8 protein-coding genes are annotated in these 5556 nt (G+C 35.3%); all 8 read left to right on the forward strand.

Annotated features, from left to right (window positions below; genetic code table 11):
• Positions 1-132: 132 nt before the first annotated feature.
• The 8 genes from HMPREF2885_RS05355 to HMPREF2885_RS05390 all read left to right on the forward strand — a co-directional run bounded on the left by HMPREF2885_RS05355 (position 133) and on the right by HMPREF2885_RS05390 (position 5305).
• A complete protein-coding gene (locus tag HMPREF2885_RS05355) occupies positions 133-762 on the forward strand; it encodes a hypothetical protein (RefSeq protein ID WP_049550282.1) in 630 nt (209 codons plus the stop codon).
• A gap of 51 nt (positions 763-813) precedes the next feature.
• The gene (locus HMPREF2885_RS05360; RefSeq protein ID WP_049550281.1) at positions 814-1347 is read left to right on the forward strand and encodes a hypothetical protein; all 534 of its coding nucleotides are present in this window, start codon (positions 814-816) and stop codon (positions 1345-1347) included.
• An 84-nt stretch (positions 1348-1431) separates the two neighbouring features.
• A complete protein-coding gene (locus HMPREF2885_RS05365; protein ID WP_070657460.1) occupies positions 1432-1959 on the forward strand; it encodes a thiol-disulfide isomerase in 528 nt (175 codons plus the stop codon).
• Positions 1960-2043: 84 nt separating this feature from the next.
• On the forward strand, positions 2044-2568 hold the full coding sequence (locus HMPREF2885_RS05370) for a thiol-disulfide isomerase (protein WP_070657388.1): 525 nt from the start codon (positions 2044-2046) through the stop codon (positions 2566-2568).
• Positions 2569-2747: 179 nt separating this feature from the next.
• Entirely contained in the window at positions 2748-3374 is a 627-nt protein-coding gene (locus HMPREF2885_RS05375; RefSeq protein WP_049500790.1) for a TipC family immunity protein, read from the forward strand.
• A 95-nt stretch (positions 3375-3469) separates the two neighbouring features.
• Positions 3470-4075, forward strand: a complete 606-nt coding sequence (locus HMPREF2885_RS05380; RefSeq protein WP_070657390.1) for a hypothetical protein — start codon at positions 3470-3472, stop codon at positions 4073-4075.
• Positions 4076-4124: 49 nt separating this feature from the next.
• Positions 4125-4655 carry a hypothetical protein gene (locus HMPREF2885_RS05385; protein ID WP_000957421.1) on the forward strand — a complete coding sequence of 177 codons (531 nt, stop codon included), beginning with the start codon at positions 4125-4127 and terminating at the stop codon, positions 4653-4655.
• 143 nt (positions 4656-4798) lie between these two features.
• Entirely contained in the window at positions 4799-5305 is a 507-nt protein-coding gene (locus HMPREF2885_RS05390) for a hypothetical protein (RefSeq protein ID WP_049500298.1), read from the forward strand.
• Positions 5306-5556 lie beyond the last annotated feature (251 nt).

Below are 5556 nucleotides of genomic sequence, written 5' to 3' on the forward strand. Positions count from 1 at the left end.
GGTTGAAATTAGTTTGGAAGAATTAAAGACAATGATACCAGTAAGAGATCCGCTATGGGAAGAAGAAGAACGGCTTCGCGAAGAATATATTAAAATCCATGGTGAACGTGTTTATGACGACGAGGAAGACGAGTGAGACTATATATCAAAGGTGATTATACCAAAGAAATTCCATTTGATTACATGGAACTAGCGAAAAGGATGTGGTTTGAGGAAAAAGATGGAATAGAGCCGGATTTGTCGTATGCTGGGTTTCTAGAACTACCAATCGAGAAACTTTCTATTCATTTAGAATTAGATAAGGAAACTCATGGTGATAGGTGGAAAAGTGTTCAGATTAAGGAAGGGATAAAGTATGATTTTTTATCCCATAAGTCAGAATATATACAGCTAGATTACGAAGATGCAATGATGTCGGATTTTCGTGAGAAAGGTGAATGTTTAAGAATTGCTTCTAAGCACCTTGACCTTCTCACTGTTGATAAACGAGCTATGTATATTATGGCACTTGAAATTGCGACTGCGATTGATGGGAAAATTAGTGAAGATGATAAGAAAACATGGCTAACAGTCGAGGAATTCAAGGAAAAGCACCAAGATATCTTATCTCTGACTTTTGATGAAGCAAATGAGATGAGCTTAGAAGAAATTTCATTTATGGATGATGTGAGAGACCCAGTTTGGGAAGAAGATGACCGTAGAAATGAAGAATACATCAAAATCCATGGCGAGCCAGTTTATGATGATGAGGAAGGTGAGTGAGAATTTATAATCCCACTTATTTGAAAGAGAGTGTTGATAGAGGAAAGGCGAATGTTAGATAAAGTAAAACAGTTTAAGTGGTTGATTGTATTGTCCTTGTTCCTATTAGCGATTCCTTTATATTTTACTTACAATCATTTCCAACAATCTAGTGCTTTAAAAGAATCCTTTGAGAAAAATGAAAGAATTGAAGTTCTTCATCGTTTGACGTCATCAGAAAAATATGTGTCTGACATCCGCAAGGCAGGATATACTATTCCTTCTGACGGAGCTATTCGATTGGATGGAGTTATTTATCCATTAGAAATAGAAGGAGAGTTACATTTGAAAATTAGCCCTCCCAAAAAGGATGCTAAGGATTTTCAGTTATTTTTCATCACACAGGTTAATGAAAAACAAACACATATAACTTTTATTTTAGATAAAAATCTGAATTTAATTGATTCCAGCTATTCTCAGCAAAATGGTAACGGGAAAAGAGAGATTGTTTCTATCTCACAAGCCGAAGAAGATTACTTGTTGAGAAGTGTTCAAAGCGAGATTGATGACTTCATGAAAAAGATATATCAAACCTTGTATGGATAGTTTACCAGAGAAAGAAGCTTCTTGCTCAACGCAATGCTGTATGAACAAGACTTCTATGATAACTTAGACAGAGGGGGTGAAAAAATGTCGGGACTTAAAAAAATGCTAATCGTGATTGGTTCTGTAATTGCCTTAGCTACTGGTTTGAATCTTTACTTTCAGTATCAAAACCATCAAGAACATATGCAATTAAAAACCTCCTTTGAAGAGAGGGACAATATAGCCGTCTTACAACGTTTAATGGCGTCAGAAAAATATGCGTCTGACATCCGTAAAGCGGGCTATGTCGTTCCTCCTGATGGAGCTATTCGCTTGGATGGAGGAATTGACTCCATAGAGATAAAAGGAGACATCGATTTGGATATCTCAAATCCGGGACGGAATGGGGTTACTGCTTATTTTAGAATAGAGATAGATGGTAAAATAACTAGTGTACTCTATGAATTGGATAAGAACTTTGATTTAGTTTCTAGCGCCTATTTTCAAATAAATGAAAAAAATATAAAAGAGAGTGTGAACATCTCTCAATCCGAAGAAGAGCGCCTATTAAAGATTGTTCAAAGCGAGATTGATGGCTTCATGAAAAAGATGTATCAGACTTTGTATGGATAGTTTACCAGAGAAAGTAGCTTCTTTCTTAACACAATGTCGTATGAACAACACTTCTATGATAACTTAGACAGAGGGGGTGAAAAAATGTCGGGACTTAAAAAAATGCTAATCGTGATTGGTTCTGTAATTGCCTTAGCTACTGGTTTGAATCTTTACTTTCAGTATCAAAACCATCAAGAACATATGCAATTAAAAACCTCCTTTGAAGAGAGGGACAATATAGCCGTCTTACAACGTTTGATGGCATCAGGGAAATATGCGCCTGACATCCGTAAAGCGGGCTATGTCATTCCTCCCGATGGAGCTATTCGCTTGGATGGAGGAATTGACTCCATAGAAATAAAAGGAGACATCGATTTGAAAATATCGTATCGTGGACGGGGGGTTACTGCTTATTTTGAAATAGAGATAGATGGTAAAATAACTAGTGTACTATATGAATTGGATAAGAACTTGGATATAGTTTCTAGCGCCTATTTTCAAACAAATGAAAAAAATAAAAATGAGAGAGTGACTATCCCCCAAGCTGAAGAAGAGCGCCTATTAAAGATTGTTCAAAAAGAGCTTGAGGCTTTCATGAAAAAGATGTATCAGACTTTGTATGGATAGTTTACCAGAGAAAGTAACTTCTTTCTTAACACAATGTCGTATGAACAACGGGGTGTGTTGAGGGATTTTACTAGAAAAAGATACCGTAGATAAGCTACAAAAAAATTACCCAAGTATTGATAATTTCATTCGAAATATTGAAACAGGTAATCAAGAGTTGACAGAGATGAGGTGATTAGATGAAGAAGAGGAAATTTGCAATTTTTTCGTTGCTAATAGTTCTATTATTATCTTTCTCTGGTTTTCAGTACTATAAATATCAGAGAGTTCACAATATTTTTGATGAAATATACTACGAAGAAAGTGATTATCACAATTATACGTTTCTATGGAAAGGTCGAGCTTTTTATAAGTTAAAAAGTTTAAAATTTGTGGACAACGATTCTCAAGAAATTTCTATTCATTCTATTGATTATAAAAGTGTAGATTTACCAAATACTATTCAATCTCTAGGTTATTATTTTTATTTTGGATTTCAGGAGATGACGAAAGTTGGGATAGAGATGCGTTTGAGACTGCCAGATACAGAGACAACCATAAATGTAGATTACCTGTACGATGTAAACAATCAGCAATTAGAACGATTTATGTGGTATCACGATGAGAAAAGCGTGAGATATTATCATCAGTCTCAAGTAGAAGCCTTTCTAACGGAGCATGGAAAGACTGCCGATGAGATTCGCAGGGAAGCAGATGAAATACTCCGTCACAAAGTCTTGGCAGACTGGACTTCCATATATGCCAGTCGTTTTAGCCTAGATAATTGGGGAGAAGTGACAGTTAAGGATATATGGAGAACAGAATAACAAACGGAACGACGAGGTAATAGTTTTATAAAGGCAGGTTGCCATGACAGAGTTCTTAAGAATATTTTGTAAAAAAAGTTACTTTGGAGCAGTAAATGAGAAATAAAAGTAAGTCTATCCTATTTTTCCTATTTTTCCTTTTTTATATGGTATTGTTCATCATTAATCCAATCTATCAATATTATTCATTTTCTAAGATGGATGTGAATAGTAGTATGGTTCAATTGATTCAAGATAAAAATGATCAGGATTGGCATGCTCTTGATAAGCATATTCATCTAGTGCCCTCAAAAGAAAATGGAAAGAACATCGGCCTTATCTATGTGGTGGATGACTATAATCAAATTGAAAGTAAGATTTCTTCTGAGAATCAAGCGGTATCCATCAGTTACAATAATCGATTACAAGGAGACAAGAGTGTTGAAATTAGTTGGTTAAATGGGGAAAAGCGGTTGTATCATGCTGGGAGATATTTGAAATTAGCAAGTGAAAATCAAGCTGTGATTGAAAGTAACACAGGTTCTTCAGTGACCGTTTGGGAACAACGCTCGGACAATGCGATGAATCAGTTATATACAGTTGTGAATCAGATGAGAAAGATAGTTTTAAATCATTTGCTTCAGAAAATTTTCTACTATTCGATAGCTTTGGTCTGCTTTCTTTTGGGTTGGAAAATATACTCTCTTTTAAGGAGGGATTGAGGGCCACAGTTCTTCTGGATTTTAATAGTGATGAGAGAGGAAAACTAAAATGCTAACACCCGTGTTATTTATTGTGTCTTTATTTCTACTTTTACGGCACTTTAAAAGCAGTCTCTCAAGAATGATCATCGGATTGTTGTATGGTTCGTTTGCGGCAGTTTTTATTTGTGTGGTTTTAAATGCTGGTAAGTACACTCTGCAACCAGGTCAAAGTGTTGAATTGAAAGTTTTTTCTAAAACAGAGCAGCTGGAGTATAATTCGGAACTACATTTTAAAAAATTAGATGATGCGAAGTTAAAATTGTCCGGTCGAAAAGGTTGGGGAATGAAAGACAGTAATATAGTCTATAATGTTGAAAAGCAAACAATAACGGAGCTAATTTTTTTAAAAGACAAAACCGAGCGCAAAGACTTACCAAATGATAAGAGTAAAAGTATCTATTTAGAAAGTGATGGTATAGTGGTTCAAGGGGAGATAAAGGAAGTATTTGGGGTGACGGAAGAAACTCCCTACACGATCACCATCACCAATGTAGACGACAAACCGGCACACTTTGAAGCTCAAGTGGTGGATCGGTAAACTGGACCTCCATCTACTCTAGTCGCTTTAGCCCCAAAAATTGGGTTGATGTGACCGACAAGGATATTTGGAGAGAGGATCTTGGAGCAGATTAGTGATATGTCTCAATCTGAGTTTCTGACGAAGAATGGGGAGAAGTACGCGTGAAAAATAAAAGAAAACAATTTAATAAATGGAATCTAGGATGTTCTGGAATAGTTGCTATTGTAGCGATTGTGTTTTCCTATTATATTTTTTTGTATTTCAAAAATGCGAGTTATACCTTGAAACCAGGGGATTCCATAGTTTTAAAAGTTCCGACCTCAAAACAAAAGGAATTTACTCCAAAATTATATCTATCTAAGATTTCTGGTGGGAAATTAGAATTATCTGGGAAAACCTCATGGTGGCAGAAGGGAGAAGGAAACCTTTTAGGGACTAACTATGATGTTTTGAAGCAAGAAATTAGCGAAATCTACTCATCGTCAAGTAATATCCCAACAAAAATAAAAGAAAACGATACAAATAATAGTATATATTTATCAGAAAAAGGTGTAGTTCTTCAATCTAAAGAATCTTGGGAATTTGAGATTCCAAACGCAAAACAAATAAAAATAACGAATATTTCAGACAGAGACATTAGATTTGAAGCGCAGGTGACAGGTGAATAGAGGAAACTAGAAAAGTAAAATGAAGAAAAAATGATTATTTTTTCACTTTGATAGCTTTATTCTTGTCTTCTTTTCTTTGTAAAACTTAAGTTACCAATTTTACACTCCCCTTTTTTCTTTTAGTTCTATACTTCGTGAGGACTATTCATTTCCAGAGTTTCCTTTTTTAGTGATTACTAGGAATCTATTTGTGTAAATTCCCCATACCTCGTCAATTGTGATGGCAACTACTATGCGGACGGTGTGGACAT

The organism is Streptococcus sp. HMSC062H02 (assembly GCF_001813005.1).
Taxonomy (GTDB): domain Bacteria; phylum Bacillota; class Bacilli; order Lactobacillales; family Streptococcaceae; genus Streptococcus; species Streptococcus oralis_S.

Bases quoted from the DNA above. Each gene is read 5' to 3' on its own strand.
- HMPREF2885_RS05360 (WP_049550281.1), top strand. From the start codon at position 814: ATGTTAGATAAAGTAAAACAGTTTAAGTGGTTGATTGTATTGTCCTTG.
- HMPREF2885_RS05365 (WP_070657460.1), top strand. From the start codon at position 1,432: ATGTCGGGACTTAAAAAAATGCTAATCGTGATTGGTTCTGTAATTGCC.
- HMPREF2885_RS05370 (WP_070657388.1), top strand. From the start codon at position 2,044: ATGTCGGGACTTAAAAAAATGCTAATCGTGATTGGTTCTGTAATTGCC.
- HMPREF2885_RS05375 (WP_049500790.1), top strand. From the start codon at position 2,748: ATGAAGAAGAGGAAATTTGCAATTTTTTCGTTGCTAATAGTTCTATTA.
- HMPREF2885_RS05380 (WP_070657390.1), top strand. From the start codon at position 3,470: ATGAGAAATAAAAGTAAGTCTATCCTATTTTTCCTATTTTTCCTTTTT.
- HMPREF2885_RS05385 (WP_000957421.1), top strand. From the start codon at position 4,125: ATGCTAACACCCGTGTTATTTATTGTGTCTTTATTTCTACTTTTACGG.